Here is a 25,861-nt window from a genome sequence, read left to right as displayed (position 1 = left end):
CGTTGGTGGAGAGGGGCGTGTCAGGTGCGCGGCACGTCTTCCAGATGCGCGAAGGCATTGTTTTCGCGCACCTGGTCGATCATCCAGTCGACGTCCACCAGACCGGCGATGGAATCGTCCTCGTTGAGCCCCACGACGGCGCCATACATGAAGCCGAGCAGCGTGCAGCCGTCGGGATGAATCTGCGGCGTATGGGACACGCCGCCCGCCTCGACCATGAACTGCCCGGCGCGGATCGTGCCGTGTTCGTAGGAAAAGCCGCCTTCGAGAATGAAGGCGTTCGCCGCGCCCATGTGCTTGTGCCGCACCGCCGGTGCGTCGGGCGAGATGCGCAGCAGGATGACGCTGTAGGAGCGGTTGCGGTCATAATCGAGCAGCTTGAACTCGGTGCCCGGCAGAGCCCATTCGGTCCAGGGAATGTGCTCCGCCCGCACCAGCGTCGAGCCGTCCTCGAAATATTGATGCTGTGTCGGCGCGGCCGGGATTTCCGTCATTTTCTGCGGCACATAGCTGTTCATGATTTCCTCCGCTTTATTCAAGTCGTTGATGGAGCGTGTTTTTTCATCGCTCACAGCAAAGGCTATTGTCGGACAAAGCGGGACGGAAATACCCTTTGGGTATATCGCCATACCGGGGAGGGGACTGAGCGATGCGTCCGACTGTCGAGCAACTGCGCCAGCTCGTCGCGCTTGACGACTTGCGCAACTTCACCCGTGCGGCGGCGTTCTGCGGCATTTCGCAGCCGCCGTTCTCGCGCAGCATCCGCCGGTTGGAGGAGGTCGCGGGCATCGCTCTGGTGGCCCGCGAACAGGGGCGGGTGGAACTCACCCCGGCCGGGGCGGAACTCGCGGGGCGGGCGCGACATATCCTGGCCGACCTCGATGCCGCGCTGCAGTCCGTGCGCGAGCTGACGAGCGGTCGGCGGCGCATCCGGATCGGCATCCTGGAATATGTCTATGCGTTGATCGAGCCCCTCGGTCTCGACACCTGCGCGCATCTTTTTGCCGGGCGCCTGCTCGAGCCGGTCGACCTGGGCGGCATGCGTCCCGATCGGGCGGTACTGTCCGGCGATCTGGATCTGGCATTTGCCGCCGGGTGCGATGGCGAGGGCCAATGGGCGCATGGCGTGGCCGCGACACCCCTGCACACCGAGCCCATGGCGGCGATGGTGCGGTGCGATCATCCGGTCGCCCGGCTGGACAGCGTCGGGCTCGGTGAGCTGGCGGACAACTCCCTCGTGGCGTTCGACCGCGGACATGCGCCGTTTCTGCATGACCGGCTGGCGGACGCGCTGGCGCGGGCCGGCGGGCGGGCGCAGCTCGATCACCACGTCGCCACGCTGGAAAGCATGGTCAATGCGATCCGGGCAAACGGCGCGGTGGGGCTCGTGCCCGCGTCCGTGCGCAATCGTCCGCTGCGCGACATCGCCGTCGTGCCTTTCGCGGATGCCGGCAGTCCGCGCATCACCCTGATGCTGCTGTGGCGCCAATGTGAAACCCAGGCCTCCTACCGCGCGTTCGGCGCCTGGATGCGCAAGGCGATCGAAGGCCGGCAGGCAAGCCCGTCCGGGACCTTCGAGCCGGCGTGAGCGTGTTCGGCGCCGGAGAGGCTACGGCGTCGACCCGGACCGGTCGCGCGGGTGGCTTGAAAAAGGCGCACCTGGTGCGTATTTTGTGACATCTGCGCCGGTTCGGGGGGTAAGCGCGCGGCCATGCGCGCAGGGATGCGCTGCGCCGGGCCGTGGCATGTCCGGTGCGTGTCCAGCGGCGTGTTTCTCACCGCGCGCCCACAGGAAACCGCCATGAGAGCGTTGGTGGCGTTCCGACTTTGCCCTAAGACTGTCGGAGTGAGCTGTCACCCGTTTCGCAACGTAACCCGACAGGCGCGGGGCGCGTCGCGCAGACCTCGACGTATCGCAGCGCGCACGCCGACGCTGCCCGCAAGGACGCACCGCAGCACGGGAGGGGATCGTGGCCCAGGCCGACCACATCGAGACGTCTGATCCTGTCCTGGAGATGCCGCCGGTGCGCGACGAGGAGGGCCGCATTTCCGGCGACTTCCGCGCGCTGGTCGAGGCGGGCGTGGATGCCGGCGACACGGCGGCGCTGATCGGGCTCGTCGGCGATCTGCACGAGGCTGATGTCGCCGATCTGATCGAATCGCTTGACGCCGACCGGCGCGGACCCTTCGTCGCGCTGCTCGGCGAGGAATTCGACTTCGCCACGCTCACCGAGCTCGACGAGGCGGTGCGCCTCAAGATCCTCGAGGCCCTGCCCGCCGACACGCTGGCGGAGGGCATCGGCGAACTCGATTCCGACGACGCCGTCTATATTCTGGAGGATCTGGACGAGCGCGAGCAGGCGGCGATCCTGGAGCAGCTGTCCCATTCCGACCGGGTCCAGCTGCAGCGCTCGCTCGATTATCCGGAGGAATCCGCCGGCCGTCTGATGCAGACGGATTTCATCGCGGTGCCGCCCTTCTGGAGCGTCGGCCAGACCATCGACTACATGCGCGAGGCGGAGGATCTGCCCGACACCTTCCACGAGATCTTCGTGGTCGATCCCGGGTTTCGCCTGATCGGCACCATTCCGCTCGACAAGCTGTTGCGCACCAAGCGCGGCACCAAGATTTCCGCGATCATGCAGGAGGACGTCTACCCCTTCACCGCGACGGAGGATCGGGAGGAGGTGGCGCGCAGCTTCGAGCGCTACAATCTGGTCTCCGCCGGCGTGGTGGACGACGCCGGCCGGCTGGTCGGCATGATCATGGTCGACGACATCGTCGACGTCATCCAGGAAGAGGCGGAAGAGGATCTGCGCGCGCTGGCCGGTGTCGGCGACGAGGAGATCTCCGACGCCGTGCTCGCCGTGGCGCGCCCGCGCTTCGTCTGGCTCGTCGTCAATCTGGCGACCGCGATCCTCGCCTCGGTGGTCATCTCGCTGTTCGAAAACACCATCGAGGCGATGGTGGCGCTCGCCGTCCTGATGCCCATCGTCGCCTCCATGGGCGGCAACGCCGGCACCCAGACCATGACGGTCGCGGTGCGCGCGCTGGCCACGCAGGAGTTGGACGCGCGCAACATCTGGCGGGTGCTGCGCCGCGAGGTGCTGGTCAGCCTGCTGAACGGCATCGCACTCGCCATCCTCATCGGCATCGCCGCGACGCTGTGGTTTTCCAGCGCGGGGCTCGGGATCGTCATCGCGCTCGCCATCGTCGTCAACATGATCTTCGCCGGCCTGTCCGGCCTGCTCATTCCGGTGGTGCTGGAGAAACTCGACGTCGATCCGGCGATCGCCTCCAGCGTCTTCGTCACCACCGTCACCGACGTGGTCGGCTTCTTCGCGTTCCTGTGGATCGCGGCGCTCTGGTTCGGCCTCCCGCTCTAGAGCAATTTCAGCAAGAGTTGGAGACTATTGCGCTCGCGAAATTGCGTGAAAACAAAGACATGGAGCATTCCGAGTGAGCCTGCACACAGGAGAAATGCTCCAGGAAGCCGCGCCGCGACGGGCGTCAGACACGAAAGGACACGCCATGTCCCCCGCACCGCCGCTGGCCGGTATTCTGGAAACCGCCGTCTATGTCGACGATCTGGCGCGGGCGCATGCCTTCTATCACGGGATCGTCGGGCTTGAGCGCATGGTCGCCGGCGACCGGCTCTTCGCCTATGACGCCGCCCCCGGCGAGACGCTGCTGGTCTTCCTGAGAGGCGCGACGCGCGACGACGTGCCGACCGGGGGCGGCGTGGTGCCGGGCCACCACAGCGAGGGGCCGAGCCATTTTTCCTTCAAGATCGCGCCGGAGCACCTTGAGGCCTGGCGGGCCCATCTCGGCGCGTGCGGCGTGGCGATCACCAGCGAGGTCACCTGGCCCGCCGGGGGGACGAGCCTTTATGTGGAGGACCCGGACGGCAATGTGGTGGAATTCGCCGCCCCGCCGCTCTGGCCCAACTTCCCGGGAGAGGCCGGGGCATGATGCATCTGCTTCTCGTCGCGGCCGGGGGCGCGCTGGGCGCCGCCGCCCGCCATCTGGTCAATCTCGCGGCCCTGCGTGTGGTGGGACCGGGCTTTCCCGCCGGGACGCTCCTCGTCAACATTGCCGGCTCGCTGCTGATGGGCCTCTTGATCGGCTGGCTGGTGGCGCGCACGGCGGATGCCGGCAGCGGGCAGGGGCTGCGGCTGTTCCTCGCCACCGGCGTGCTCGGCGGGTTCACCACCTTCTCCGCCTTCTCGCTCGATGCGGTGCTTCTGTGGGAACGCGGCGCGGCGGCCGTCGCGCTCTTCTATGTGGCGCTCTCCGTGCTGGGGGCGCTGGCCGCGCTCGGCGCCGGGCTTTGGCTGGCGCGCAGCCTCTTTGCCTGAGCGGAGAGCGCGCGGGGATGGCGGCAATGCTTGCTCTTGCGCGTGACGCGGATTACTGAGGGCGCGAATGGTCCGTGCGGCGGGCCGGCCGCGCAGATGGTCGCGTCGATGCGCCCGCGGGGAGCATTTCAGGACACCCTCATTCCAGGATACCCAATGGCCGGGATCGAACACGTCACCGTCACCGCGGACGAGGCCGGCATGCGCCTCGACCGCTGGTTCAAGAGCCGCTATCCGGGCCTCGGCTTCGGCCATCTGCAGAAGCTGCTGCGCACCGGCCAGGTGCGGCTCGACGGCAAGCGCGCCGACACGGCCACGCGCGTCGCCACGGGCCAGGTGGTCCGCGTGCCCCCGATGCAGGTCGATGCGAAGGTGCCGGCGAAGGATGCGGCCAACGCCAAGCCGAAGTCCCGCAAGCTCGTCGACGGGGATCGCGAGGCGGTCGAGGCCATGGTGCTCTACGAGGACCGCGAGGTCATGGTGCTCAACAAGCCGGCGGGGCTCGCGGTGCAGGGCGGCTCCGGCCTGACGCGCCATCTCGACGGCATGCTGGAGGCGTTTCGCGACGCCAAGGGCAACAAGCCGCGCCTGGTGCACCGGCTGGACCGGGAAACCTCCGGCATCCTGCTGCTCGCCAAGACGCGCAAGGCCGCGCAGGAGATGTCCAAGTCGTTCCGCGCCCGCCAGACCCGCAAGATCTACTGGGCGCTGCTTGCCGGCGTGCCGAAGCCCCGGCAGGGCCGCATCTCGACCTATCTCGTCCGCGACGAGGGGCAGGAGCGCATGCGCATCGCCCGCCACGGCGAGGACGAGGCGCAGCATTCCGTCTCGCTCTATTCCGTCGTGGACACGGCGGCCACGAAGGTCTCCTGGGTCTCGCTGCGCCCGATCACCGGGCGCACGCACCAGCTGCGCGCGCATGGCGCCCACATCGGCCATCCGATCGTCGGCGATCCGAAATACTTCAACGTCGAAAACTGGGAACTGCCCGGCGGCGTGCAAAACAAGCTGCATCTCCACGCCCGGCGGATCGTGATCCCGCATCCCTCCGGCAAGGGCCGGATCGACGTCTCCGCGCCGCTGCCGCCGCACATGCAGCAGAGCTGGAACCTGCTCGGCTTCGACGCCGCCCAATACGATCCCGAGACCGACGAACCGGAGGATTGAGCCCTGTATCTGGTCATTTTCGATTGCGACGGGACGCTGGTCGACAGTCAGGACACGATCCTGCACGGCCTTCAGGTGGGGTTCGAGGCGGTCGGGCTGCCGCTCCCCGACCGCAAGACGGCGCTCTCCATCGTCGGGCTGTCGCTCGACATCGCCTTCCAGCGTCTGGTGGCGCCGGTGCATCACGCGCTGGTGCCGCAGATGGCCGACGCCTATCGCCGCTCCAAGGTGGCGCGGCGCGAGGCGGGGCTCGACCACGATCCCCTCTATCCCGGCGCGCGCGCGGCGCTCGATGCGCTGTCGGCGCGCGAGGACGTGCTTCTGGGCGTGGCGACGGGCAAGGCGCTGCGCGGCGTGCGCCATCTGCAGGAGGTGCACGGGCTTCAGGACCGCTTCGTGACGATCCAGACGGCGGACAATGCGCCGTCGAAGCCGCATCCGGGCATGATCCTGCAGGCCATGGCGGAGACCGGCGCGGAGCCTGCGCGCACCGTGATGATCGGCGACACGAGTTTCGACATGGAGATGGCGCGGGCCGCCGGCGTTGCCGCGCTCGGCGTGACCTGGGGCTATCACGACCGCGACCGGCTTCTGGCCGGCGGCGCGCAGCGGCTGATCGACGGCTTCGGCGAGCTTGAGCCCGCGCTGGCCGACATGCTGCACTGGGATGGCGGACGGACGAGGGAGAGTGCGTGATGCGGGATCTGCTGAGCGATCTGGAGGCCGGCGGGCCGCTCGACCCGGTGGAGCGGGCGAAGGTGCTGTCGCGCCGCGAGCTGCCGAAGCGCTTCTACACGCAAGTGACGCAGGCACCGGGCGAGGGCGGGCACGTCGTCCTGCTCGACGGTCGGCCGGTGAAGACGGCGCGCCGCGCGCCGCTGGTGCTGCCGACCCCGACGCTTGGCGAAAAGGTCGCCGCCGAATGGGCGGCGCAAGAGAGCGAGATCGACCCGCTCACCATGCCGCTCACGCGGATCGCCAATGTGGCCATCGACGCGGTGGCGGACAAGCGCGACGAGGTCGCCGACGATGTGGCGGCCTTCGCCGGCAACGACCTGCTCGTCTATCGCGCGGACGGGCCCGAGACCCTTGTCGCCCGCCAGACCGCGCTGTGGGACCCGGTGATCGGCTGGGCGGAAACGCGCTTTCAGGGCCGCTTCCGGCTGGCGGAAGGCATCATGCCGGTGACCCAGGATGCCGGGGTGATCGCAAGGGTTCGCGCCGCGCTCGACGGTCTGCCGGCGTTGCGGCTGGCGGCGCTGCATGTGACGACCACGCTCACCGGTTCCGCGCTGCTGGCGCTGGCGCTGATGGAGGGCGCGCGCGACGCCGATGCCGTGTGGGCGGCCGCGCATGTGGACGAGGACTGGAACATCGAGCAATGGGGTCTCGATGCGGAGGCCGAACGCGTGCGCACCCTGCGCCGGCGGGATCTGGACGCTGCGGCGGTGATCCTCGCCGAGGCGTGAGCCTCGGCGCCGCGTGAGTGCGGCGCAGTCTCTATTGTCGTAATTGTTGTGAGCATCCAGTCCTCGACATATGATTGCATCGCAGTCTGGAGGGGGGCATGGAATGGCAGGTCTTGACGAGGTCGAACGCCGCATTCTTGCGGGGGACGAGATTTCCTACGAAGACTATCAGGTCGTCCGCGCGGAACGGGAGCGGCTGAACGATCTGGAGGAAGTTCTGATCGGGGCGCGAGCCGGCCTCGACGCGGAAAAGGAGATCGTGGCGCGCGCGACGGGCCCGGCGGTGGCCATCGTCGTCGGGCACACGAAAAACAGTCCGGGTGCCTCCGCGGGGGCGCCGATCCACGGCAGCGAGTACCCCTGGAACAAGGACCTGGCCACGATGGTCCATCGGGCCTGCATGGCGCGTGGGGTGCAGAGCAAGATCTTCTATCGCGACGGTATCGGCATCAGCGGCGCCTACAGACAGGTTGCGAAGTGGGGTGCGAGCTGCGTCATGGAGTTGCATTTCAATTCCTTCAACGGCGCCGCGCATGGCACGGAAACGCTCTATGACGCCGACCGCAATGCGGGGTCGAAGGCGTGGGCCCAACGCCTGCAGGATGCGATGCTTGGTGCGCTCAGGCTTCACGATCGCGGACTGAAGGAGCGGGACCGGGGGGATCGCGGCTATGCCAGCGTCTCGGCGCTCGACATTCCCTCCGCTCTCACCGAGCCGTTCTTCGGCGACAATCCCAGCGATGCCCATGTCGGCGAGGCCAACAAGCAGGAACTGGCCGAGGCGCTTGCGGAGGCCGCGGCCGCGCAGGTACGCGGGACGTCCTGAGCGCAGGGTCGGATCGCACGCCGGGCTCAGATCTCGAAGTCGGGGATGTCGGCCACGGCGTCGCGCAGCTTCTCCGACCACATCCGCGACAGGTCCGCGAAATAGCTGTCGTCCTCGGCGATGCGGGCCTGGCGCTTCGCGGTGAAACTGTCGGTGTTGTAGAGCAGCAGGTCGATGGGCATGCCGACCGACAGGTTCGAGCGCAGCGTGGAGTTGAACGACAGCAGCACCAGCTTCGCCGCCTGACCGAGGCGCATGTCGTGCTGGAGCACGCGGTCGAGGATCGGCTTGCCGTATTTGTGCTCGCCGATCTGCAGGAACGGCGTGTCGTCGGAGGCCTCGATGAAGTTGCCGGCGGCGTAGATCTGGAAGAGGCGCGGCGGTTCGCCCTTGATCTGCCCGCCGAGCAGGAAGGTGACGCTGAAGTTCTCCGAATTGGCGGCCAGCGCATCGCCGTCGATGCCGCGCACCTCGCGCACCGCGCCGCCGACCACGCGGGCGGCCTGAAACATCGTCTCGGCGGTGTGCAGGGTCGGCGCCGCGTCAGTGGCCGCATTACCGGCGGCGTCCGCATAGGCGGCGCGCTCGGTGAGCAGGCTCACAACCGACTGCGTGACCGCCAGATTGCCGGCGCTCAACAGGCACAGCACGCGCTCGCCCGGCTTTTCCCAGACATGCAGCTTCTTGAAGGTGGCGATGTTGTCGAGCCCCGCGTTGGTTCGGGTGTCGGCGGCCATCACGAGGCCGCGGTCGAGCTTCAGACCGACGCAATAGGTCATGGGGCACCATCATACGGTAGAGGCATACAGCCGAGGCACAAGGTTGGGCGCACAGCGAAACGCGAAGTGAGACGCACAGTGGGGCACGGGACGGGCACGCCGGCATGTCCGCGCCGCCGCGACTCAGCGACGCTGCGGCCGGACATGGCGTGAGTTTGACCGGGACCGGGTGCGTCGCGCAATCCCGTCGTCGCGCGATCCGGTCATTGCTGGACCTGCTGTGCGTCCTGAAGCACGGACACGTCCACGCGCATTGTCTCGTCCGGGCCGCCGCCGCCACGCACGCCCCGGATCGGCGCGGCGGAGCGCGCGTCGAGCCCTGTGGTCAGGCGAATATAGCGATCGGTCGGGCACATGCCGTTCGACACGTCGAAGCCGACCCAGCCGAGCCCCGGCAGTTTCACCTCCGCCCAGGCGTGATGGGCCTCGGAGTCCTGCGCGTCGGCGAGCAGCATGTAGCCCGACACGTACCGCGCCGGCACGCCGATCGACCGCGCCGCGCCGATGAAGATATGCGCATGGTCCTGACACACGCCCATGCCGGCGGCGAGCGCTTCGGTCGCCGAGGTGTGCACCTCGGTGACGCCGGTCTGGTAGCCGACCTTGTCGCGGATGGCGTGCATCAACTCGTGAAAGCCGGCAATCGGATCGTCCTGCGCGGCGAGCGTTCCAAGGCGACGGATGGCGGCATTCGCCCGGGTGAGCGGCGTCTGGCGCAGGAACACGAGATCCGGAGCCGGGCAGGGCGGATCGCCGAAGATGCCGGAGCGCTCCTCGGTTTCCACGATGCCCTCGACCGCGATCTCGATTGCGTCCAGCGCCTGACGATGGCTGACCAGATCGACCACATTGCCGTAGGCGTCGACGTAATGCGCGGCCGAGCCGTAGCCATCGGCCGCGATCTTCCAGGAGACGACGGTCTGGCCCGGGCCGGACTGCGGCGTCAGGCGCAATTGCTGGACCATATGCGCAATCGGATGCGCATAGGCGTAGCGGGTGACGTGCTTGACGACGAGGCGCATGGCTTCACGATCTCCGGGACGGGCGCGCGCGGCACGGCGGGCGGGGCCCGCGGTCGCTCGCGCGTCAGGCGAAGTGATAGTCGGCCGCGAGCTGAGTCGACAATGCGTTGTTGCGCGCGATCATGTCGGTGAGAAACTCGTGCAGGCCGCCCTTGAAAATGGCGTCCATGGTGCCCTCGGCCACCAGTTGCCGCGTCTTGACGGCCATGTCGCAGCTGAGCGGTCGCTCGCCGTAGCGCTGGGCGAGCGCCTCGGCGCTGTCGGCGATCCAGTCGTAGCAATAGGCCAGCGAGCGGGGCATCTCCTTGCGCAGGATCAGGAACTCGGCGACGTTGAAGGGACGGACCTGCGCGTCGCGATAGGCGTGGCGGTAGCTGCGGTGGGCTGAGACGGAGCGCAGGATCGTGGTCCATTGATAGCGGTCGAGATCGCCGCCGATCGTCTCGTTGTCGGGCAGCAGGATCCAGTATTTCACATCGAGGATGCGGGCGGTGTTGTCGGAGCGCTCGATGAAGGTCCCGAACTGGCTGAAGTGGTAGCCCTCGTCGCGCATCAAGGTGCCCAGCGTCGCGCCGCGAAACAGCATGGAGCGCTGCTTGATCCAGTTGAGGAAGTCCGGCAGGCGGTTGTCGGTCATCGCCTGCGGGCGCACGTCCATGAATTCCAGATAGGTGGTGTTGATGCTCTCCCACATCTCGCCGGTGATGGCGGTGCGCACCGAGCGGGCGTTGTTGCGCGCCGCCTCCAGGCAGGCGCGCACCGACGAGGGATTGTCCTTGTCGAACAGCATGTGGTGGACGACCGCGCGCTGCGAGACCTGCTCGTGGCGGGAGAAGAAGGCGCCGTCGCAGCCGGCGCTGGCCAGCGTCGAGTGCCAGTCGTCGGCGCTGTCCTGGCCGAGGCGCGGTGTCATGGCGATGCGATAGCCGACCTCGAGCAGGCGTGCCATGTTTTCCGCGCGTTCGTTGTAGCGCGACGTCCAGTAGAGCGAGGCGGCGGTACGGCCGAGCATGATGCGGTCAGTCCTCCAGTACCCAGGTGTCCTTGGTGCCGCCGCCCTGGCTGGAGTTGACGACGAGCGAGCCCTTCTTGAGGGCGACCCGCGTCAGCCCGCCCGGCGTGATGCGCACCTTGTCGCCCACCAGCACATAGGGGCGCAGGTCGACATGGCGCGGCGCCAGACCCGAGGCGACATGCGTCGGGCAGGCCGACAGCGACAGGGTCGGCTGGGCGATGTAGTTGCCGGGATTGGCCTTCAGCCGCCGTTTGAAATCCGCCAGTTCGCGTTTGGAGGCGGTCGGGCCGATCAGCATGCCGTAGCCGCCCGAGCCGTGCACCTCCTTGACGACCAGCTCGTCCAGCCGGTCGAGCACATGGGCGAGATCCTCGGCGCGCGCGCAATTCCAGGTCGGCACGTTCTTCAGGATCGGTTTCTGGCCCGTGTAGAACTCGATGATATCGGGCACATAGGCGTAGATCGCCTTGTCGTCGGCAATCCCGGTGCCCGGCGCGTTGCAGATGGTGACGTGTCCCGCGCGATAGGCGTCGAAGAGGCCGGGCACGCCGAGCATGCTGTCGGGCCGGAAGGAAAGCGGATCGAGAAAGGCGTCGTCGATCCGCCGGTAGATGACGTGAACCCGCTCCGGCGCCGTGGTCGTGCGCATCCACACCTTGCCGTCCTCGACGAAGAGATCGCGCGCCTCGCACAATTCCACGCCCATGCTGTCGGCCAGGAAGGCGTGTTCGAAATAGGCGGAGTTGAAGATCCCCGGCGTCAGCACGCAGACGGTGGGCTTCGACGCCTCGCAGCTTTCCGGCGCGACGCTCTCCAGCGTCTCGCGCAGCAGATCGGGATAATGCTCGATCGGCGCGACCCGGTTCGCCTGGAAGAGCTCGGGGAACATGCGCATCATCGTTTCCCGGTTCTCCAGCATGTAGGAGACGCCGGACGGCGTGCGGGTGTTGTCCTCCAGGACGTAGAACTCGTCCTCGCCGACGCGCACCAGATCGGTGCCGATGATATGGGCATAGACCCGCCGGGGCGGGGTGAAGCCGATCATCTCCGGCAGGAAGGCATCGTTCTGCAGGATCAGCTCCGCCGGAATGCGGCCGGCGCGCACGATCTCCTGACGGTGATAGATGTCGTGCAAAAAGGCGTTGAGCGCGCGCACGCGCTGGTCGATGCCGGCCGACAGGCGGCGCCATTCGCTCGCCGAAAGCACGCGCGGCACCATGTCGAAGGGGATCAGCCGCTCGGTCGCCGCGTCGGTGCCATAGACGGCGAAGGTGATGCCGAGGCGGCGGAACAGCATTTCCGCGTCGCGCGACTTGCGCCGCATCTCCGCCGGCGTCATGCGCTCGAGCCACGCGCTCAGCCCGCGATAGGGCGCGCGGGTCGATCCGTCGGGGGCGAGCATCTCGTTGAACGGCTCGATCTCGGACATTGCTCCTCCCTCTCCGCCTCGCCCGTACTCCGGTTGCGCCATCACCGCATGGTGGCAAGGCGACCGTCCGCACCCAAGTCCGAAAAAACGTCAGGGGCTGACCGGTTTTTCGGCAGGCCGGCCCCGGACGACGGCCGGAAAGCGTCGCCTCTCAGCTTAGCGTCTGGAGCAAGGCGGTCAAATCGCGAGCAGGTTCATGGGACGGGCAGGGGCAGGGGCAGGGGCAGTGCTGGCGTCTCGCGTCGCGCCGCCGGGGGCTTTCGGACCCCGCGTCTCAATCCCGTTCGAAGGGGCGAAACAGCGGCACCTCGCAGATGTAGCCGACCACGCAGCGGTCCGTGTCGCGGGTGCGCGCCACCTCCGGGCGCACGACTTCCCAGCGGTCGCACCAGCGCGGGCCGGCGACAAAGCGCTGATAGGTGTATTGCCCGGTGGTCATCACCACCGCGCCGCGTTGCAGCACCAGCGCCTGCGCCTGCGCGCAGCTCATGCGCCGCAGGTCCGGCCGGGCGGCGTCGGCGGGGGCGGAGGCCAGGAGCACCGCGCCCGCGAGACACCCGGCGGCCGTGGCGCGAAGGAGGGAAAGACGGTGATGTGCGGACGACATGAGGGCTCTCCCTTTCAGCGGACGTTTCAACGCGCCGGGTTAACGCGCCAGATCGACGCGCCAAGTCAACGGGCCGAGCCCCGGCGTTTCATCCCTCCGCGTTTCATCGCGCCGGCCCGGATGGGCGCCGGGGGCGCAGGCGCTTCCGGCAGGAATTTCCGGCGGTGTGCGGGCGCGGCCGAAGGCTGACATCTGCCATGATATCGCGGCGGGTTGATGGCGCCAGCCGGGCGATTGCGGACCCCGTGCGTCGCCGTTTCTTCGAGATCGCGCCATCCTTCGATTCTTGAAGGTATGTAATCTATTGAATAATTGACTGAATAACAGACTGATTGACTGGAACGTAAGGGTAAGGCAGCCTTTGCGGTGGAGGCACCATGCAACCCTACTACACGATCACCCAGCTCACCCAGGAATTCGGCGTGACGACCCGCACGCTGCGCTTCTACGAGGCCGAAGGGTTCCTCAAGCCGCAGCGGCGCGGGCGTCAGCGCCTCTATCGCCCGGGCGATCGCACGCGGCTCAAGCTGATCCTGCGCGGCAAGCGGCTCGGTTTCTCGCTCGCCGAGATCCGCGACATCATCACCATGTACGACAAGCCCAGGGGGGAGGCGGGACAGTTGCAGCTTCTCCTCCAGCGCATCGAGAGCCGGCGCGACGAGTTGCTCGCCAAGCGCCAGGACATCGACCTGACGCTGTCGGAGCTGAACGAGGTGGAAAGCGGGTGCCGGGCGCGTCTGTCCGAACTCGGGCCCCAGCAGGACCTGTTCTCGGACGGCGAGGCCGACGCATCGGGTGCCGGCGGCGCAAGGGGCGCGCGATGACCGCGCCCGCGCCCCGCGATTCCAAGTGGCGGGCCCGCGTCGAGGCGAGTTTCGCCCGTCAGGCCTTCATGAGGCACCTGGGCGCCGAGATGAGCCATGTCGCGCCGGGCGCGGTGGACATCACGCTGCGCATGACGCCGGACCTGACCCAGCAGCACGGGTTCTTCCATGCCGGCGCCACGTCCTCCATCGCGGATTCGGCCGCCGGATATGCGGCCATGACACTCTTTCCGGCCGAGACCGGGGTTTTGACGAGCGAATACAAGATCAATCTCCTGAACCCGGCCCGACAGGCGACGCTGGTCGCGCGCGGCCGGGTCATCAAGCCGGGCCGCACGCTGACGATCTGTCAAAGCGACGTTTATGGCATCGACGAGACCGGCGAGGTGCATGTGGCGACCGGGCTCTTCACCCTGATCTGCCTGCCCGGAATGAAGGACTGACATGATGAACGAGATTGCCGTTCGTGCCCTTGAGGCCGCCGACCGGGACGCCTGGGCGGAGCTCTGGCGGGCCTATCTGGCCTTCCACGAGACCGAGCGACCGCAGGAGGTCTATGACAGCACCTGGTCGCGGCTGATGACCCCGGGCGAGGATCCCCATGGCTTTTGCACCGTGGACGAGACGGGGCGGCCGGTCGGTCTGGTGCATTACATCTTTCACAGATCCTGCTGGACCATCGCTCCGGTCTGCTACCTGCAGGACCTCTATGCGGCCCCGCAGGTGCGCGGCCGGGGCGTGGGCCGCAAGCTGATCGAAGCGGTCTATCGCGCTGCCGATGAGGCCGACGCGGCCGGGGTCTACTGGATGACCCAGCATTTCAACACGACCGCGCGCACGCTCTACGACCGCATCGGAACACTGACCCCTTTCATCAAGTACACCCGCTGATCGCGGGATCCGTCCGGGAGGAAGAACTCCATGATCGCCAACGACTTTCCGTCCTTCAACTTCAACCTCGGCGAAACGGCCGACATGCTGCGCGACAGCGTGCGCTCCTTCTCGCAGGACAAGATCGCGCCGCTGGCCGATCGCATCGACCGCGAGGACTGGTTCCCGCGCGCCGAGCTCTGGCCGGCCATGGGCGACCTCGGCTTGCACGGCATCACCGTGGAGGAAGACTGGGGCGGCACGGGCCTCGGCTATCTGGAACACTGCATCGCCATGGAGGAGGTCTCCCGTGCCTCCGCCTCGATCGGCCTGTCCTATGGCGCCCACTCCAACCTCTGCGTCAACCAGCTGCGCCGCTGGGGAAACGACGCGCAGAAGGAGCGCTATCTCGGCAAGCTGATCACCGGCGAGCATCTGGGCGCGCTGGCCATGTCGGAGCCCGGCGCCGGATCCGACGTGGTGTCGATGAAGCTCAGGGCCGAGAAGAAAGGCGACCGCTACATCCTCAACGGCTCGAAGATGTGGATCACCAACGGTCCCGACGCGGATACGCTCATCGTCTACGCCAAGACCGACCCGCAAGCCGGGCCGAAGGGCATCACGGCCTTCCTGATCGAGAAGGGGTTCAAGGGCTTTTCCGTCGCCCAGAAGCTCGACAAGCTCGGCATGCGCGGCTCGGAAACCGGTGAACTGGTCTTCCAGGATTGCGAGGTGCCGGAGGAAAACGTGCTCGGCACCGTCGGCAAGGGCGTGAACGTGCTGATGTCGGGGCTCGACTACGAGCGCGCGGTGCTAGCCGCCGGCGCGGTCGGCATCATGCAGGCGGCGATGGACGTGGTTCTTCCCTATGTCCACGAGCGTGAGCAGTTCGGCCAGCCGATCGGCACCTTCCAGCTCGTGCAGGGCAAGGTCGCGGACATGTATGTGACGATGAACGCCACCAAGGCCTATGTCTACGCCGTCGCGCAGGCCTGCGACCGGGGCGAGACGACCCGCGAGGACGCCGCCGGCGCGATCCTCTATGCCGCCGAGAACGCAACGAAAATCGCGCTCGACGCAATCCAGCTTCTTGGCGGCAACGGCTACATCAACGAGTACCCGACCGGGCGGCTCTTGCGCGACGCCAAGCTCTACGAGATCGGCGCGGGCACCTCGGAGATCCGCCGCATGCTGATCGGCCGCGAGATCTTCAACAAGACCGCGTGAGGGGCGCGGGCGAAATGAAAGACCTAAAAACCGAGACCCGCACACTCGACAGATGTGGGGAAAGCCGCGCGCGGTAGTGCAAACTTAACGAAAATCGCCTCTGGGTAGGGAATTGCTACCTAGAGGCGATTTTATCATGCGTTTTCTCGCTTCCGTCGTGGGGCTGTCCGTCTGGATCGCGATCCTGTTCGCGGGCCTCCTGATCATCGGTTTTGCAGCCGCCGATTTCCTGCCGCTCGTTCGACCGGCGTCTCCCTTCGATACATCGGACCTGGCGCAGCGGGGTGTGGATCTGTCCGCACTCCCCGGCGCGCCGAGAATGCCGGACGCGCAAGTGGAGGCGCTTCTCCTGCGGGCCGGATCGATCAAGCTGCTCGTCGGGCTGGCGGTGTTTCTGGTCGGTCTTTTCGGACTGGTGGCGCGCTTGCGCCGGGGGGTGGCGGGCCGCGAGCAGGCGCCTGCGACCTCGCCGCTGCGGCGTGGGGCGGCGATCTGCGTCTTTGCCTTCGGCATCGGGGTCGCCCTTTACGGGGTACCCCGATATCTGGCGGATCTGGCGGGGTCGGGGGCGCATGTGTTTGCCGGGCTTCGCGTCGAGGGAACCGTCGAGGCCCGACGCGAGATCGTCGATCCGCGGACGGGCGATGTCCGCTACGCGCTTCTCGAGGTCTCCTTCTCGCCGTCGCAGCGTCGCTTGTGGAAGAAGACCCTCAAGCTGGCGCCGGGCGCGGCCGGCGATCCCGGGCCCGGCACCGAGGTCGCGCTGGTGTATCCGATCCATGACGCGCAGGACGTGCGCCTTGCGGAGACGCTGGCGAGCCCGCTCGCCCTGCTTTGGCCCTTCGTCTGGCGTGCGGTCTTCATCTTCGTCGGCATTCGGGGCATCCGGCGCAACTGGCCGGCGCGCGGGCCGTCCGCTCCTGACACGGGCCGGCAAGTCGCCGCCAGTCCGTCTCCTGCGCTGGTGCGCCGTGGCGGCTTCGGGCGGCGCGGCGCGGGGGGCTGAGCGCTGATCGCGCCGGGCCTTGCGTCGCTCGGCGTCGACGGGAGGGTCGTCCGCCTTGATCTCCTGCGTCGCCTCGGTCATTCAGGGTGGCGAACGCATGAGGATGTGTCGATGAGCCACGCGAAACGCCGACTTGCCGCCATTTTGTGCGCCGATGCGGTCGGGTACTCCCGGCTGATGGAGGAGGACGAGGACGGAACGCTCGACCGGCTGCGCGCCTGTCGCGGGGCCATCGGGGATCTCGTGGCCGCGCGCGACGGGCGCATTGTCAACACGTGGGGCGATGCTGTGATCGTGGAGTTCGCGTCCGTCGTCGAGGCGGTGCGTTGCGCGGTCGACATCCAGACGGATCTCGCCGCCCGCAATGCCGGGCTGCCGGCGGACGCGCGCATGGCCTTTCGCATCGGTATCAATCTCGGCGACGTGATGGTCGAGGGCGACGACATCTACGGCGACGGGGTGAACATCGCCGCGCGCCTGCAGCAGGCCGCCGAACCCGGCGGGATCGTGATTTCCGGGCCGGTCTATGACCAGGTGCATGCCAAGCTCGCCATGGGCTTCGACCCGCTCGGCGTGAAAGCCGTCAAGAACCTGTCCGAACCGGTCGAGACCTATCGGGTGCGGGTGGGGGGCGCCAATGCGCCGGCCGGCGTATCGCACGGGCGGCGCTCGCGCGAGAACCGCCCGCGGCGCGCGCGCGACGAGCGTCATGTGTCGGCGGAGGAAATGGCCGACGATGCCGCCATGCGTCCCGCCGGTCGGGGCGTGCGCGCGCTCTGGTCCTGGTATGGGCGCCAGTCCGCCCGTATCCGGACCGCGGTTGCGGGCATTGGCTTCTTTTTCATGCTGAATCTGTTCACCGGGCTCGACAGCCTGTGGTTTTACTGGCCGTCGATCCCCTTCTTTCTGATGCTTCTCTCCCCCGGTCGCGACCGCCGCAGGCACTGAGGTTCGCGTTGAGGCGCGCGAAGGTCCGGGGCGGCGAGTGTGGACGGGACGGGCGGGATGGAAACCTTCTTGCGAGAACCCCTTTGCCGCACGGGCGCGCATCGCCTAAGTATGGGGCGAGACAGCGCGCCCTTGCGGGCGAATCCGTCTTCATCAAGGAGCAGATCTTGCGCATGACCAACAAGACGACCGATGTGCCGAGCCGCCTCGACGACGAGGAGGACGAGAAGACCAAGACGCCGAGCTCGATCCAGGTCGACAAGCACCTGTTCGACGCGCGCACGGTTCTGATCACCGGGCCGATCACCCAGGAGCTGGCCCGCGACGTCTGCGCGCGGCTGATGGCGCTGGCGCAGGTGTCGAACGATCCGGTGACCGTGATCGTGTCCTCGCCGGGCGGCCACGTGGAATCGGGCGACATGATCCACGACACGATCAAGTTCATCGCCCCGGAAGTGCGCATTCTCGGCATGGGCTGGGTCGCGAGCGCCGGCGCGCTGATCTACGTGTCGGTGCCCAAGGAACGGCGCTACTGCACGCCCAACACCCGCTTCCTGCTGCACCAGCCGTCCGGTGGCGCCGGCGGCCAGGCCTCCGACATCGAGATCCAGGCGCGCGAGATCATCAAGATGCGCGACCGCCTCAACAAGATCTTCGCCGAGGCGACCGGCCAGCCGATGGAGCGGATCGAGAAGGACACCGACCGCGACTACTGGATGGGTCCGGACGAGGCCATGGAGTACGGCCTGGTCGGCAAGGTGGCCGCCTCGGTCTCCGATCTCGACTGATCCGCGCAAGGCGGCAGACATCCTGACATCGGCGGCCGGGCACGGCGTCCGGCCGCCCGAACATGCAGATCGTTTTCGCGGGAGACGGCGATGAAGACCCTGTCGCTCAACGGGATCGAGATGCCGGCGCTGGGCCTCGGGACCTGGCAGCTCGCCGGCCAGCCCTGCCGCGACATCGTGCGCGCGGCGCTGGAAAGCGGCTGGCGGCATGTGGACACGGCGACGATCTACGACAACGAGCGCGACGTGGGCGCGGGGATTCGCGCCGCCAGCGTGTCGCGCGACGCGGTCTTCGTCACCACCAAGGTCTGGCACGACCGGCTCGACCCGGAAGACATGCTGCGCTCCTGCGAGGAAAGCCTTGACCGGTTGGGGCTGGAGCAGGTCGATCTCTTCCTGATCCACTGGCCGAACGGCCATGTGCCGCTCAAGGAACAGATCGAGGGGCTGCTGGAAGCGCGGGCGCGCGGCTGGACACGCGCCATCGGCGTGTCGAATTTCACCGCCGCGCTGGTGCGCGAGGCGCAGGATCTCGCCGGCGGGCAGCTGATCGCCAATCAGGTGGAGTATCACCCGTTCCTGAGCCAGCGCACGCTCAAGTCCGCGCTCGACGCGGCCGGCATGGCGCTCACCGCCTATGCGCCGATCCGCAAGGGCGCGGTCGCCGGGCAGCAGGCGATCCGAGACATCGCCAAGCGGCATGGCAAGAGCGAGGTGCAGGTCACCCTGCGCTGGCACATGCAGCAGGACAATGTCGCCGCAATCCCGAAGACCGGAAATCCGGCGCGGCTCGCGGAAAACGCCGACATCTTCGATTTCGAGCTGAGCGAGGCCGAAATGGCCGAGATCTCGGGCCTGGGATCGGGGGAAGGGCGGTCCGTCGATCCGTCCTGGGCCCCCGATTGGGACGCGGACTGAGAGCAAGACGCCGCGGCAATCGTGCGCCGTGACGCTCACGACATCGCGACCGGCTCTTTTTTCGGCTAAGCTTTCTCCCTAAATGGACAACAGAAGCGCCGGCCGTGGAAACGGGCGTGGCGTACCGACCACCCCAATCGGTCACCCCCGACCGGTCGGACCCGACGGCCGGCCGTGACGATTTGTGGCGGGACGGCGAGCGGTGCGGTTTCGCCGGCGCGTGCCGCCTTGCAAGGACGTATCATGACCATCAACGCATCCGTGCTGGCCGCCGACGTCATGGAGTGGCTTTACGGCGAGGCCGTGCGGATCGGCGACAGCCTGGAGCTGATCGCCGCGCTGGCGGAGCGGCTCAATGCGCGCGGCGTGCGCGTCGACCGGATCACCACCGGCATCGCCATCCTGCACCCCAATGTGCGCGCGGAAAGCGCCCTGTGGACGAGCGACGGGGATCGCGAGATCCGCCGCTACATCCAGACCGCCGAGACCGACCGTGCCTATGAAAACAGCCCCCTCAAGGTCGTCTACACGGAAAACCGCAGCGTGCGCATCCGGCTGATCGGCGGGGCGAAGGTGCCGGACTTCGGCATCGTGGAGGATCTGGTCGCGGGCGGCTACACCGATTACATCGCGCTGCCGATGCCCTTCTCGGACGGCTCCATCAAGGGACTGACCTTCGCGACCAAGGCGCCGAGCGGGTTTTCCGGCGCTGAAGTATCGCTGTTCGAGACCATCATCCGGCCGCTGGCGCTGATCTGCGAGATGCAGACGCTGAAGCGCACGGCGCATACGCTGCTCGAGACCTACGTGGGGCAGCGCGCCGGCGCCCAGGTGCTCGACGGCACCGTGCATCGCGGCGACGGCGAGACGATTTCGGCGGTCGTGGGGTTCTTCGATCTGCGCGGCTTCACCGAATTGTCCAACGAATTGCCCGGCGACAAGCTGATCGCGCTTCTCAACAGCTATTTCGATGCGGTGACCAGGGCCGTCGAGGCGCATGGCGGCGAGGTGCTGAAGTTCATCGGCGACGAGGTGATGGCCGTCTTTCCCTTCTCCTGCGAGGTGTCGGCGCAGCAGGCCGCGCGGCAGGCGCTGCTCGCCGCGCGCGACGCGGTGGAAACCATCGCCGAGATCAACCGGACCTGCTGCGAGAAGAACGCGGAACTCAAGGTCGGCATCGCGCTGCATGCCGGCAACGTGTTCTTCGGCAATGTGGGGGCGGAAACGAGGCTCGATTTCACCGTGGTCGGACCGGTGGTCAATCTCGCGTCGCGCATCGCCGGGCTGACGCGCGACCTGCAGCAGGACGTTCTCGTCTCCGAGGCGATCGCCGACATCATGGGCTGTCGCGCCGGGCTGATGGGCGCGTTTCAGGTCAAGGGCTTCGAGGAGCCGGTGTCGGTGTTCATGCCGCCCTTGTCGGCCATCGGCTCGGACGGCAACTGGTGCAGCGAGGCGGCGAGCGCGCGCGCCCTGGACGCGAACTGACGGCGGATCAGCACGATCAGCACGAAGAGCGTCGTCGCGGCGAAGACCTGCGCGCCCGCGAACCAGCCGAGATATCCGATGGAGAAGAAGAACGCCCGCTGGCCGCGGTTGAAATGCTTGCCGGCGAGCACCATTACGCCGCCGGCGCGTTCGGCCACGTAGCGCGCCTGCGGCGGCGGGGGATCGCCGTCGGGCATCGCTCCCATCAGGATGGTGGCGTAGTTGAACAGGCGGTAGGCCCAGCCGAACTTGAAGAAGGCATAGGCGTAGATCATCGCCAGCCCGATGATCTTCATTTCCCACAGCGCCCGGTTGGTGGCCTCGTCGAGGCCGATGTCGGCGAGGATCTGGAGAATGGATTCGGTCGAGGTGAGCAGCGCGAAGCAGCCGCCGATGGCCAGCAGCGAGGTGGAGGCGAAAAACGCCGTGCCCTGCTGCAGGCCGCCGGCGATGCCCACGTCCATGATCTTCACCGGCCGCCGGCTCATCGTCAGCATCCAGTTGCGCCGCTGCTGGTCCATGAGATGCGACAGCGTGCGCCGGCGCAGGGGCGTGATCTCGACCACCACGTTGAAGGTGAGCCAGGCCCCGAGAAAAAGGGCGAGACTGGCGAGATCCGGCAGGGGCGGAAGCGTCATCGGTTTTCCTGGCTGATGGCACGAAACGCGGGGGCGCGCGGGTGCAAATCGCCGCGCAGGGTGCCGCCCCTTGGCGCCGCGATCAAGGGCGGGTTTTCAGGTCTTGCAAGCCATGCGTCGCGCGCAATACGGAGCGCCTGTTTTTTGCGCTTGCGAAGGTCTTTCCAAATCGTTAAACCCGCGGCCGTCCAGGTGCGGTGCCACGCATAAAAATGCGGGCACCGGGATCACACGGCGAAACGGCCGGTCCCACCGGTCGAACAAGGGGCATTCATGGAAGATCAGGTTCAGAAAAGCTGCTGGGGCGTCACCGCATGGGCGATCGTTCTGGCAGGCGGCGTGCTCGCCCTGATGTATGTTTTCGGCGGCGCCGACGTCGGGCCCGCGACCATCGTCGCGGCTCAGTAAGATCTGACCGGATATCCGGCCGGCCCCGAAACCGGGGCGGCCGACAGATCCATCCGGACCGGCACGCAGGGCACGGTTTCCGGATTTGGCACAAAAGGCGCGGGGGGCCCGCGCCTTTTTTCATGCGCTCTTTCATGTGCTCTTTTTGGCGGGGTCTTCGGGTCGAGGTCATCGCGGACGCCCTGGCCGGCGCGCGAGGGGTTGCACTCCGGCGTCCCGACGGGAACACTCCGCGCAATCACGCGCCCGCCGGAACGCAAGGCGGCGCGGCACGGAGATCCGGGCGCGGGCGGCCCCGGCGCAGGCAAGCCAGAGGGAGAGACACGTGACGGCGAAACTGACCAGAGGCTACAAGGCGCTGCTTGACGAGGCCAATGCCGAGATCGAGACGCTGGGCGTGGAGCAGGCGATCGCCCTGCATGCGAAGGGCGATGCCGACACGGTGTTCGTCGACATCCGCGACATTCGCGAATTGAAGCGCGAGGGGCGCATTCCCGGCGCCGTCCATGCGCCGCGTGGCATGCTGGAATTCTGGGTCGATCCCGAGAGCCCGTATTTCAAGCCGGTGTTTGGCGAGGCGAAGCGCTTCGTCTTCTTCTGCGCCGCCGGCTGGCGCTCGGCGCTCGCCACCAAGGCGGTTCAGGACATGGGGCTCACGCCGGTCGCCCATGTCGAGGGCGGCTTCGGCGCCTGGAAGACGGCCGGCGGCCCCGTGGACGCGCCGGAGGCGTCAGCCGGGGCCTCGGCAGACGCGTCGCCAAAGACCGCGCAAGACGGTCGCTAGGTCCGGCAGGCAGGTTCGCTCCGTGCCCCGATCAGCATTCGGGACAGAGCGGCACCGGGGACGGCCGTCCCGTGCGCGGACGGGGGCGGATCGAGGCGCTCTGGAACATCATCTGCCGCAGTGTCTTGACGCCCGACGGCTTGCTCGAGAGCAGACCGCCGTAGCGGCTCGGGCCCATCCGGAACAGAATCAGCGTGACCGGTCCGAGATCCGGCCAGTCCACTTCCGCGCCCCAGGTCATGACCTCGCCCGGGTCGTCGACCTCGGCCAGCGCGACCACATCGGCGCGCGTCAGCGACACGCCGTCGCCGGCCGGCCACTCGATGCGGGCAAGGCCGCTGTCGATCCGCCACAGCCGAAGGGTCGTTCCGACATCGAGAATGAGTTCGCGTCCGTCCGCCGTCACGCCGATATGCGCGAGCCGCTGCTCGAAGCCGCCCGGCACCACGGCGATGGCGGCGCCGTCGCGCTGCAGTGTCGCGGTGTTGGCCAGATGGTAGGCCCGCATCGGCACCTCGCCGGCCTGCACCGGATGACCGGTCATCCCGATCACCCCGATCAACACCGCCACGACCGCCAGCGCGAGGCTGCGCAAGGCGTGCCGCAGGAAGCGGTCGTGGAGGACCTTCGGCGAGGACTGGTGCGGGCGCGGAGAGCGCTGGGTCGGCCTGCTTGAAACGCGATGCATGACAGTGTCGCACTCTTCAGAGTTCCGGCACACTGAAGTCCACCGAGGTCGCGTGTGCCAATCCAATCTTACGACCGGGAGCGTTGATACAGCATGACGATGACCTTGGTAATCGGCAACAAGACCTATTCGAGCTGGTCGTTGCGCGCCTGGCTGGCGATGGAGGCGGCCGGCGCGGCCTATGACGAGCGGCTCGTGCCGCTCGACACGCCGGAGTTCGCGCAGGACATCCGCGCGATCACCCCGGCCGCCCGGGTGCCTGTGCTGATCGACGGCGAGATCACGGTGTGGGATTCGCTGGCGATCGTCGAATATCTCGCCGAACGCTTTCCCGACGCCGGTCTCTGGCCGCGGGACCGCCGGGCCCGGGCGCAGGCGCGGGCGATCTGCGCGGAGTTCCATTCGGGCTTTGCAAACCTTCGGAGCCACTTCCCGATGAACCTGCGCCGCACGCCGTCGCCGCATCCCCGGGCGGAGGAGGTCTTGCGTGCGGGCTCGGACGATATCGCCCGGGTGTGCGAGATCTGGCGAACCTGCCGCGCGAGCTTCGGTCAGGGCGGGCCGTTCCTGTTCGGCGGCTTCGGCGCTGCGGACGCTTTCTTCGCGCCGGTGGTCACGCGGTTTCTCACCTATCTGCTGCCGATGGGGGAGGTGGAACGGGCCTATGCCGATGCGATCATGGCGCATCCGGCGATGCAGCGCTGGCGGGCGGCGGCGGCCGACGAGCCCTGGATCATCAACGCTGAGGAAGTTGATTGATTAAACATCAGAAAATAAAGGGATAAAAACACTATATTGACTGGAACGTAAACGTCATTCACTGTGCCTGACCTGGGAGGCGGCGGCCTGTGTCGCCGGGCAGTTGCGGCCTTGTGTCGCCGGAAAGCGTCGGCCGCGTGTCGCGAAACGAAGAGGGAGCAGCCCTTGGCAATCCTGCGCAGCAATTCCACGACCCATGGGGCCGAGGTCGAGGCCAACCGGGCCGCCTGGGCCGATCTGGCCGCCGATCTGACGGACAAGCGCGCCACGGCCGCACGCGGGGGCAACGAGCGCGCGCGCCAGCGTCACCTCGGCCGCGGCAAGCTTCTGCCGCGCGAGCGCGTCACGCGGCTGCTCGATCCGGGCACGCCGTTCCTCGAAGTCGGCGGGCTCGCGGCCCTCGGCCTCTATGACGATGCGATCCACGGCGCCGGTGTGATCACGGGGATCGGCCGCGTGTCGGGGCGCGAGTGCATGATCGTGTGCAACGACGCCACCATCAAGGGCGGCACCTATTATCCGATGACCGTGAAGAAGCACCTCCGCGCGCAGGAAATCGCGATGGAGAACCGGCTTCCCTGCATCTATCTGGTCGATTCCGGCGGCGCCAATCTGCCGAATCAGACCGAGGTCTTTCCCGACCGCGAGCATTTCGGCCGCATCTTCTACAATCAGGCGACCATGTCCTCCATGGGCATTCCGCAGATCGCCGTCGTCATGGGGTCCTGCACGGCCGGCGGCGCCTATGTGCCGGCCATGTCCGACGAGACGATCATCGTGCGCCGGCAGGGCACGATCTTTCTGGCCGGCCCGCCGCTGGTGAAGGCGGCGACCGGCGAGGAGGTCTCGGCGGAGGATCTCGGCGGTGCCGACGTGCACGCCAAGGTCTCCGGCGTCGCCGACCATTATGCGGTCGACGACGATCAGGCGCTCGCCCAGGCCCGTCGGATCGTCGCCAATCTCAACAAGGCCAAGACGCCCGACATTCCGCTCGTGCCCGCGCGCGATCCGCTGCTCGATCCGGCGGAGCTTTCCTCGGTCGTGCCGGTCGACCTGAAGAAGCAGTACGACATCCGCGAGGTCATCGCCCGGATCGTCGACGGCTCGGAGTTCGACGAATTCAAGGCGACTTACGGGACGACCCTGGTCACCGGCTTCGCCCGCATCATGGGCATTCCCGTGGGCATCGTCGCCAACAACGGCATCCTGTTCTCCGAATCCGCGCTCAAGGGCGCGCATTTCGTGGAACTGTGCTGCCAGCGGCGCATTCCGCTGCTCTTCCTGCAGAACATCACCGGCTTCATGGTCGGGCGCGAGTATGAGGCCGGCGGCATCGCCAAGGACGGGGCGAAGCTCGTCACGGCGGTTGCCTGCGCCAGGGTGCCGAAGATCACGGTGATCGTCGGTGGCTCCTACGGGGCCGGCAACTACGGCATGTGCGGGCGCGCCTACCAGCCGCGCTTCCTGTTCATGTGGCCGAACGCGCGCATTTCCGTCATGGGCGGGGAACAGGCGGCGAGCGTGCTCGCCACCGTCAAGCGCGACAACATCGAGGCCGACGGCGGCAGCTGGAGCGCGGAGGAGGAAACCGCCTTCAAGACGCCGATCCGCGAGAAATACGAGGCGGAGGGGCATCCCTATTATGCCACCGCGCGGCTGTGGGACGACGGCATCATCCTGCCCGAGGAAACCCGCCGCGTGCTGGGGCTCGCCTTTTCCGCGACGCTCAACGCCCCGGTGCCGGAGACCCGCTTCGGCGTCTTCCGCATGTAATCCGCTTTCATCCTTCGGGCCGCCGCGCGGCCGACCGACGACCTCCCGGCCGCCTCGCGGCCGACCGACG

29 protein-coding genes are annotated in these 25,861 nt (G+C 67.5%); 21 read left to right on the top strand and 8 right to left on the bottom strand.

Annotated elements, in window-relative coordinates:
* Positions 1 to 20: 20 nt before the first annotated feature.
* On the bottom strand, positions 21 to 518 hold the full coding sequence (locus tag ABL312_RS10640) for a cupin domain-containing protein (protein WP_349357351.1): 498 nt from the start codon (positions 516 to 518) through the stop codon (positions 21 to 23).
* Positions 519 to 649: 131 nt separating this feature from the next.
* On the opposite strand from ABL312_RS10640, the gene ABL312_RS10635 reads away from it, so the two are divergent.
* From ABL312_RS10635 to ABL312_RS10600, 8 genes are all read left to right on the top strand, one after another.
* A complete protein-coding gene (locus ABL312_RS10635; protein WP_349357350.1) occupies positions 650 to 1,588 on the top strand; it encodes a LysR family transcriptional regulator in 939 nt (312 codons plus the stop codon).
* A 427-nt stretch (positions 1,589 to 2,015) separates the two neighbouring features.
* Positions 2,016 to 3,386 (top strand): magnesium transporter, encoded by a 1,371-nt coding sequence (gene mgtE / locus ABL312_RS10630; protein ID WP_374730207.1) that lies wholly within the window; start codon positions 2,016 to 2,018, stop codon positions 3,384 to 3,386.
* Between the two features lie 145 nt (positions 3,387 to 3,531).
* Complete coding sequence (locus ABL312_RS10625) at positions 3,532 to 3,972, top strand: VOC family protein (protein ID WP_349357348.1); 441 nt, start codon at positions 3,532 to 3,534, stop codon at positions 3,970 to 3,972.
* Complete coding sequence (gene crcB, locus ABL312_RS10620) at positions 3,969 to 4,358, top strand: fluoride efflux transporter CrcB (RefSeq protein ID WP_349357347.1); 390 nt, start codon at positions 3,969 to 3,971, stop codon at positions 4,356 to 4,358. The genes ABL312_RS10625 and crcB overlap by 4 nt, the downstream gene beginning before the upstream one ends.
* A 156-nt stretch (positions 4,359 to 4,514) precedes the next feature.
* The gene (locus ABL312_RS10615) at positions 4,515 to 5,525 is read left to right on the top strand and encodes an RluA family pseudouridine synthase (protein ID WP_349357346.1); all 1,011 of its coding nucleotides are present in this window, start codon (positions 4,515 to 4,517) and stop codon (positions 5,523 to 5,525) included.
* Between the two features lie 3 nt (positions 5,526 to 5,528).
* Entirely contained in the window at positions 5,529 to 6,221 is a 693-nt protein-coding gene (locus tag ABL312_RS10610) for an HAD-IA family hydrolase (RefSeq protein WP_349361389.1), read from the top strand.
* Complete coding sequence (locus tag ABL312_RS10605; protein ID WP_349357345.1) at positions 6,221 to 6,994, top strand: ATP12 family protein; 774 nt, start codon at positions 6,221 to 6,223, stop codon at positions 6,992 to 6,994. Before ABL312_RS10610 ends, ABL312_RS10605 begins: the two co-directional genes overlap by 1 nt.
* A gap of 103 nt (positions 6,995 to 7,097) precedes the next feature.
* Positions 7,098 to 7,820: an N-acetylmuramoyl-L-alanine amidase gene (locus ABL312_RS10600; RefSeq protein WP_349357343.1), complete on the top strand. Its 723-nt coding sequence runs from the start codon at positions 7,098 to 7,100 to the stop codon at positions 7,818 to 7,820.
* 26 nt (positions 7,821 to 7,846) lie between these two features.
* Here the strand turns inward: ABL312_RS10600 and ABL312_RS10595 are convergent, their stop codons facing one another.
* The 5 genes from ABL312_RS10595 to ABL312_RS10575 form a co-directional block, all read right to left on the bottom strand.
* Positions 7,847 to 8,599: a proteasome-type protease gene (locus ABL312_RS10595; RefSeq protein ID WP_349357342.1), complete on the bottom strand. Its 753-nt coding sequence runs from the start codon at positions 8,597 to 8,599 to the stop codon at positions 7,847 to 7,849.
* Between the two features lie 203 nt (positions 8,600 to 8,802).
* Positions 8,803 to 9,621: a transglutaminase family protein gene (locus tag ABL312_RS10590; protein WP_349357341.1), complete on the bottom strand. Its 819-nt coding sequence runs from the start codon at positions 9,619 to 9,621 to the stop codon at positions 8,803 to 8,805.
* A gap of 64 nt (positions 9,622 to 9,685) precedes the next feature.
* The gene (locus ABL312_RS10585) at positions 9,686 to 10,633 is read right to left on the bottom strand and encodes an alpha-E domain-containing protein (protein ID WP_349357340.1); all 948 of its coding nucleotides are present in this window, start codon (positions 10,631 to 10,633) and stop codon (positions 9,686 to 9,688) included.
* A gap of 7 nt (positions 10,634 to 10,640) precedes the next feature.
* Complete coding sequence (locus ABL312_RS10580; RefSeq protein WP_349357339.1) at positions 10,641 to 12,065, bottom strand: circularly permuted type 2 ATP-grasp protein; 1,425 nt, start codon at positions 12,063 to 12,065, stop codon at positions 10,641 to 10,643.
* A gap of 274 nt (positions 12,066 to 12,339) precedes the next feature.
* On the bottom strand, positions 12,340 to 12,672 hold the full coding sequence (locus ABL312_RS10575) for a hypothetical protein (RefSeq protein WP_349357338.1): 333 nt from the start codon (positions 12,670 to 12,672) through the stop codon (positions 12,340 to 12,342).
* 377 nt (positions 12,673 to 13,049) lie between these two features.
* Here ABL312_RS10575 and ABL312_RS10570 point away from each other — a divergent pair, with 377 nt between their 5' ends.
* The 9 genes from ABL312_RS10570 to ABL312_RS10530 all read left to right on the top strand — a co-directional run bounded on the left by ABL312_RS10570 (position 13,050) and on the right by ABL312_RS10530 (position 20,741).
* Positions 13,050 to 13,496 (top strand): MerR family DNA-binding transcriptional regulator, encoded by a 447-nt coding sequence (locus tag ABL312_RS10570; protein WP_349357337.1) that lies wholly within the window; start codon positions 13,050 to 13,052, stop codon positions 13,494 to 13,496.
* A complete protein-coding gene (locus ABL312_RS10565; protein ID WP_349357336.1) occupies positions 13,493 to 13,939 on the top strand; it encodes a PaaI family thioesterase in 447 nt (148 codons plus the stop codon). Before ABL312_RS10570 ends, ABL312_RS10565 begins: the two co-directional genes overlap by 4 nt.
* Position 13,940: 1 nt before the next feature.
* Entirely contained in the window at positions 13,941 to 14,387 is a 447-nt protein-coding gene (locus ABL312_RS10560) for a GNAT family N-acetyltransferase (protein WP_349357335.1), read from the top strand.
* A gap of 30 nt (positions 14,388 to 14,417) precedes the next feature.
* Complete coding sequence (locus ABL312_RS10555) at positions 14,418 to 15,593, top strand: isovaleryl-CoA dehydrogenase (RefSeq protein WP_349357334.1); 1,176 nt, start codon at positions 14,418 to 14,420, stop codon at positions 15,591 to 15,593.
* A 136-nt stretch (positions 15,594 to 15,729) separates the two neighbouring features.
* A complete protein-coding gene (locus ABL312_RS10550) occupies positions 15,730 to 16,599 on the top strand; it encodes a hypothetical protein (RefSeq protein WP_349357333.1) in 870 nt (289 codons plus the stop codon).
* A 111-nt stretch (positions 16,600 to 16,710) separates the two neighbouring features.
* The gene (locus tag ABL312_RS10545) at positions 16,711 to 17,547 is read left to right on the top strand and encodes an adenylate/guanylate cyclase domain-containing protein (RefSeq protein WP_349357332.1); all 837 of its coding nucleotides are present in this window, start codon (positions 16,711 to 16,713) and stop codon (positions 17,545 to 17,547) included.
* Between the two features lie 173 nt (positions 17,548 to 17,720).
* Entirely contained in the window at positions 17,721 to 18,335 is a 615-nt protein-coding gene (locus ABL312_RS10540) for an ATP-dependent Clp protease proteolytic subunit (RefSeq protein WP_349357331.1), read from the top strand.
* 90 nt (positions 18,336 to 18,425) lie between these two features.
* A complete protein-coding gene (locus tag ABL312_RS10535) occupies positions 18,426 to 19,253 on the top strand; it encodes an aldo/keto reductase (protein WP_349357330.1) in 828 nt (275 codons plus the stop codon).
* A 243-nt stretch (positions 19,254 to 19,496) separates the two neighbouring features.
* Positions 19,497 to 20,741 carry an adenylate/guanylate cyclase domain-containing protein gene (locus ABL312_RS10530; protein WP_349357329.1) on the top strand — a complete coding sequence of 415 codons (1,245 nt, stop codon included), beginning with the start codon at positions 19,497 to 19,499 and terminating at the stop codon, positions 20,739 to 20,741.
* On the opposite strand, the gene ABL312_RS10525 is transcribed toward ABL312_RS10530, so the two are convergent.
* Complete coding sequence (locus tag ABL312_RS10525; protein ID WP_349357328.1) at positions 20,624 to 21,379, bottom strand: DUF599 family protein; 756 nt, start codon at positions 21,377 to 21,379, stop codon at positions 20,624 to 20,626. The two genes, ABL312_RS10530 and ABL312_RS10525, sit on opposite strands and share 118 nt — an antisense overlap.
* Positions 21,380 to 21,652: 273 nt before the next feature.
* On the opposite strand from ABL312_RS10525, the gene ABL312_RS10520 reads away from it, so the two are divergent.
* Together ABL312_RS10520 and ABL312_RS10515 are read left to right on the top strand one after the other, a co-directional pair.
* Positions 21,653 to 21,787, top strand: coding sequence for a hypothetical protein (locus ABL312_RS10520; RefSeq protein WP_349357327.1), 135 nt, complete (start codon positions 21,653 to 21,655; stop codon positions 21,785 to 21,787).
* A 325-nt stretch (positions 21,788 to 22,112) separates the two neighbouring features.
* Positions 22,113 to 22,571, top strand: a complete 459-nt coding sequence (locus tag ABL312_RS10515; RefSeq protein WP_349357325.1) for a rhodanese-like domain-containing protein — start codon at positions 22,113 to 22,115, stop codon at positions 22,569 to 22,571.
* A 31-nt stretch (positions 22,572 to 22,602) separates the two neighbouring features.
* Here the strand turns inward: ABL312_RS10515 and ABL312_RS10510 are convergent, their stop codons facing one another.
* Positions 22,603 to 23,259 carry a hypothetical protein gene (locus tag ABL312_RS10510; protein ID WP_349357324.1) on the bottom strand — a complete coding sequence of 219 codons (657 nt, stop codon included), beginning with the start codon at positions 23,257 to 23,259 and terminating at the stop codon, positions 22,603 to 22,605.
* A 93-nt stretch (positions 23,260 to 23,352) separates the two neighbouring features.
* Here ABL312_RS10510 and ABL312_RS10505 point away from each other — a divergent pair, with 93 nt between their 5' ends.
* Both ABL312_RS10505 and ABL312_RS10500 read left to right on the top strand, forming a co-directional pair.
* Positions 23,353 to 24,018 (top strand): glutathione S-transferase, encoded by a 666-nt coding sequence (locus ABL312_RS10505; protein ID WP_349357323.1) that lies wholly within the window; start codon positions 23,353 to 23,355, stop codon positions 24,016 to 24,018.
* Between the two features lie 165 nt (positions 24,019 to 24,183).
* Positions 24,184 to 25,791: a carboxyl transferase domain-containing protein gene (locus ABL312_RS10500; protein WP_349357322.1), complete on the top strand. Its 1,608-nt coding sequence runs from the start codon at positions 24,184 to 24,186 to the stop codon at positions 25,789 to 25,791.
* Positions 25,792 to 25,861 lie beyond the last annotated feature (70 nt).

It is taken from the genome of Stappia sp. (assembly GCF_040110915.1).
Taxonomy (GTDB): domain Bacteria; phylum Pseudomonadota; class Alphaproteobacteria; order Rhizobiales; family Stappiaceae; genus Stappia.
The sequence above is the reverse complement of the archived record's forward strand: the minus strand, read 5'-3'. Positions and strand labels throughout refer to the sequence as shown.

Coding starts and splice junctions, on each gene's coding strand:
- ABL312_RS10640 (WP_349357351.1), bottom strand. CDS start 518: ATGAACAGCTATGTGCCGCAGAAAATGACGGAAATCCCGGCCGCGCCG.
- ABL312_RS10635 (WP_349357350.1), top strand. CDS start 650: ATGCGTCCGACTGTCGAGCAACTGCGCCAGCTCGTCGCGCTTGACGAC.
- mgtE (WP_374730207.1), top strand. CDS start 2,016: ATGCCGCCGGTGCGCGACGAGGAGGGCCGCATTTCCGGCGACTTCCGC.
- ABL312_RS10625 (WP_349357348.1), top strand. CDS start 3,532: ATGTCCCCCGCACCGCCGCTGGCCGGTATTCTGGAAACCGCCGTCTAT.
- crcB (WP_349357347.1), top strand. CDS start 3,969: ATGATGCATCTGCTTCTCGTCGCGGCCGGGGGCGCGCTGGGCGCCGCC.
- ABL312_RS10615 (WP_349357346.1), top strand. CDS start 4,515: ATGGCCGGGATCGAACACGTCACCGTCACCGCGGACGAGGCCGGCATG.
- ABL312_RS10605 (WP_349357345.1), top strand. CDS start 6,221: ATGCGGGATCTGCTGAGCGATCTGGAGGCCGGCGGGCCGCTCGACCCG.
- ABL312_RS10600 (WP_349357343.1), top strand. CDS start 7,098: ATGGCAGGTCTTGACGAGGTCGAACGCCGCATTCTTGCGGGGGACGAG.
- ABL312_RS10595 (WP_349357342.1), bottom strand. CDS start 8,599: ATGACCTATTGCGTCGGTCTGAAGCTCGACCGCGGCCTCGTGATGGCC.
- ABL312_RS10590 (WP_349357341.1), bottom strand. CDS start 9,621: ATGCGCCTCGTCGTCAAGCACGTCACCCGCTACGCCTATGCGCATCCG.
- ABL312_RS10585 (WP_349357340.1), bottom strand. CDS start 10,633: ATGCTCGGCCGTACCGCCGCCTCGCTCTACTGGACGTCGCGCTACAAC.
- ABL312_RS10580 (WP_349357339.1), bottom strand. CDS start 12,065: ATGTCCGAGATCGAGCCGTTCAACGAGATGCTCGCCCCCGACGGATCG.
- ABL312_RS10575 (WP_349357338.1), bottom strand. CDS start 12,672: ATGTCGTCCGCACATCACCGTCTTTCCCTCCTTCGCGCCACGGCCGCC.
- ABL312_RS10570 (WP_349357337.1), top strand. CDS start 13,050: ATGCAACCCTACTACACGATCACCCAGCTCACCCAGGAATTCGGCGTG.
- ABL312_RS10565 (WP_349357336.1), top strand. CDS start 13,493: ATGACCGCGCCCGCGCCCCGCGATTCCAAGTGGCGGGCCCGCGTCGAG.
- ABL312_RS10560 (WP_349357335.1), top strand. CDS start 13,941: ATGATGAACGAGATTGCCGTTCGTGCCCTTGAGGCCGCCGACCGGGAC.
- ABL312_RS10555 (WP_349357334.1), top strand. CDS start 14,418: ATGATCGCCAACGACTTTCCGTCCTTCAACTTCAACCTCGGCGAAACG.
- ABL312_RS10550 (WP_349357333.1), top strand. CDS start 15,730: ATGCGTTTTCTCGCTTCCGTCGTGGGGCTGTCCGTCTGGATCGCGATC.
- ABL312_RS10545 (WP_349357332.1), top strand. CDS start 16,711: ATGAGCCACGCGAAACGCCGACTTGCCGCCATTTTGTGCGCCGATGCG.
- ABL312_RS10540 (WP_349357331.1), top strand. CDS start 17,721: ATGACCAACAAGACGACCGATGTGCCGAGCCGCCTCGACGACGAGGAG.
- ABL312_RS10535 (WP_349357330.1), top strand. CDS start 18,426: ATGAAGACCCTGTCGCTCAACGGGATCGAGATGCCGGCGCTGGGCCTC.
- ABL312_RS10530 (WP_349357329.1), top strand. CDS start 19,497: ATGACCATCAACGCATCCGTGCTGGCCGCCGACGTCATGGAGTGGCTT.
- ABL312_RS10525 (WP_349357328.1), bottom strand. CDS start 21,379: ATGACGCTTCCGCCCCTGCCGGATCTCGCCAGTCTCGCCCTTTTTCTC.
- ABL312_RS10520 (WP_349357327.1), top strand. CDS start 21,653: ATGGAAGATCAGGTTCAGAAAAGCTGCTGGGGCGTCACCGCATGGGCG.
- ABL312_RS10510 (WP_349357324.1), bottom strand. CDS start 23,259: ATGCATCGCGTTTCAAGCAGGCCGACCCAGCGCTCTCCGCGCCCGCAC.
- ABL312_RS10505 (WP_349357323.1), top strand. CDS start 23,353: ATGACGATGACCTTGGTAATCGGCAACAAGACCTATTCGAGCTGGTCG.